We start from the raw sequence: 2,547 nt of genomic DNA on the forward strand, positions 1-2,547 counted from the left end.
CGAGGCGGCTTGCTGCGGCTACCAGCAGCCCCATGGGCAGCCCCACCACCAGCCCGCCGATCGCCACATAGGCGAGCAGATGGCTGCGCGTCACGCCCGGCTTCAGCCCCAGCGGCAGGCCGGCGGCTACCAGCAGCAACCCGGCAAAGAGCGCCTGCTGGAATGCGAAGGAAATCGGCTCCCACCCGGCCTCGGCCGCAAACCGGTTCACGGGGAAAATCGCCCCATAGATCAGGGCTGCAAGCAGCAGCAGAAAGACGTGAAACAGGAGCGTCGTCCACGCGCTGTCCTTGGTTGTCATGTCGGGGCTCCTCCCACCTGCTGCAGCGGACTTTCCAATGTCGCTGAACAATAGGCGCGAGGCATCCCGCCGTCCACACGCTGCAGCGCCAGTCGCTGCTTCGCCGGGCCCCGGTGGAAAGCCGCTGGCGATGCGGTAACTCTTTTCCCCCTCGCCCCCTCCGGGGGAGAGCCTGAGGTGCTACCGCTCAGCAACATCGCCGGCTGGCTGCCGCCCTTCTGGATGGCGCCGGGAAAGGCGATGGCCATGCGGTGACTCTTTTCCCCCTCGCCCCCTCCGGGGGAAAGGGAGGGGTGAGGGGGTCGCTCCACAAGTCCAAACGGCAACCATCTCACGCGCGGAGAGACCCCCTCACCCTACCCTCTCCCCCAAGGGGGGAGAGGAATGGCCCTTTCTCTAGGCCGCCTCCGCCCGCCGGTTGGCCAGCACCTGCTCTGCCGCGCGGCCGGTGAGTTCGGCCATATGGTCCAGCACATAGGTGAAGGTGCCCACACCCGCCGTGGCCGAGCGCAGCTCGATGATGAGCGATGCCATCTCGGATTCGGGCATATGTGCCTTCACCGTGTCCCAGCCGGTCCAGCCTTCGCGGCCGTCAAATCCCAGAAGCTGGCCGCGATGGCCGGTGACGATCTGGTTGACGCGAGAGGTCGCTTCACCCGGCACATGGATCTCCACCGCCACGATGGGCTCCAGCAGCACCGGGCTGCAATTCGGCATGCCCTCCACCATGGCGATGCGCGCCGCCGTCTTGAATGCCATTTCCGAGGAGTCAACGTCATGGTAGGAACCGTCCGACAGGTTCACCGAAAAATCGACCACGGGAAACCCCAGTGGCCCGTGCCCCATCCACTCCCTGATGCCCTGTTCGACGGCAGGAATATATTGCTTTGGCACCGCGCCGCCGGTGATCGTATCGCTGAACACGAAGCCCGCGCCGCGCGGCAGGGGTGAGATCTGCACCACCACATCGCCGAACTGGCCGTGCCCGCCAGACTGCTTCTTATGCCGCCCCCTCACCTCAGTGGGTTTGCGGATCGTCTACTTGTAGGCGATGCGCCGCGGGCGTGACAGCGCCTGCACGCCGAACTTGCCCTGCAGCCGTTCCAGCGCCACGCGCAGATGCACCTCGCCCTGCCCCCACAGCACGATCTCATGCGTATCGTGATTATGCTCGAGGGAAAGCGAGGGGTCTTCTTCCACCAGCTTGGCGATGGCGCTCGTCAGCTTCACCTCGTCCTTGCGGTCCGCCACCGAGATCGCAAAGCCGTAGACGCCGGGCGCCACGGTGAGCTTCGCCAGTTGCCGCGCGGGTCCCTTGCTGGACGAGAGGGTCTCGCCCGTCCGCGCGGCCTCCAGCCGGCCCAGCGCCACGGTATCACCCACTGAAGCCTTGGCCAGCTTGCTGGGCGTGACACCCATCAGGCTGAAGACGCCGGCCACGCGGCTGTCCTCTCCCGTTGCGTCCTGCAGCACCGTACCGTCCGCCACCTCGCCCGAAAGCACGCGTGACAGCGAAAGCTTGCCGCCATGCGCCGTGTGGAAGGTCTTCAGCACCTGGACAATGGTGCCGTTGCCGGCATGGCCCAGCCGCTTCACCGTCCCGGCGATGCCCGGTGCTTCATGCCGCAGCGCCTTGAGCAGCCGCTCGATTCCTGTTCCGTGCTCGGCCGAGCCGAACAGCACAGGCGTGATGAAGCCCTCCGCCAACTCGCGCGCAAGATCGGCGAACACCCGGTCGCGCGGCGGCTCCATGTCGGAGAGCAGCTGCTCCATCAACTCATCGTCATGGTCGGCGAGCGTCTCCAGCATGGCGAAGCGCTGGGACTTCTCGAGGTCCGCCATATCATCCGGCATGTCGATCAGCTTGCTCTCGAGATGCTCCTGGTAAACATAGGCGCGCTCGAGTGCGAGGTCGACGAAGCCCGTGACGATCGAGCCCTTCATGATCGGCAGCTGGCGCAAAACCAATGGCTTCGAGGAGGCAGGCTGCAGCCAGGCGAGCACGTCACGCGGGGAGGACTCCGTCTTGTCCACCTTGTTGATGAACAGGATGCGCGGCAGCCCGATCTCATCCAGCTGCTTCAGGATCAATTGCAGCGCGGCGGCCTTCTTGGCGTCCGCCTCGCAGACGACCACGGCCACGTCCGCGCCCAGCAGGGCCGCGCGCTGGTCCTGCGCGAATTCGATGGAGCCGGGGCAATCGAGGAAGGTGTAGCTGTCACCCAGGTACTTGGTGGTGGCGGCAT

3 protein-coding genes are annotated in these 2,547 nt (G+C 65.8%); all 3 read right to left on the minus strand.

All coding sequences use genetic code 11. The features are described 5' to 3' along the window. The coding region (locus ACILRA_RS21930) for an EamA family transporter (protein ID WP_395664162.1) at positions 1-301 on the minus strand (301 nt) is incomplete at its 3' end. 396 nt (positions 302-697) lie between these two features. Then, positions 698-1,336, minus strand: coding sequence for a hypothetical protein (locus ACILRA_RS21935; RefSeq protein WP_395664164.1), 639 nt, complete (start codon positions 1,334-1,336; stop codon positions 698-700). Positions 1,337-1,339: 3 nt separating this feature from the next. Then, a partial coding sequence (locus ACILRA_RS21940; protein ID WP_395664163.1) for a GTP-binding protein occupies positions 1,340-2,547 on the minus strand: 1,208 nt, incomplete at its 5' end.

Origin of the sequence: Aestuariivirga sp., from assembly GCF_044239095.1 — a bacterium.
GTDB lineage: Bacteria > Pseudomonadota > Alphaproteobacteria > Rhizobiales > Aestuariivirgaceae > Aestuariivirga.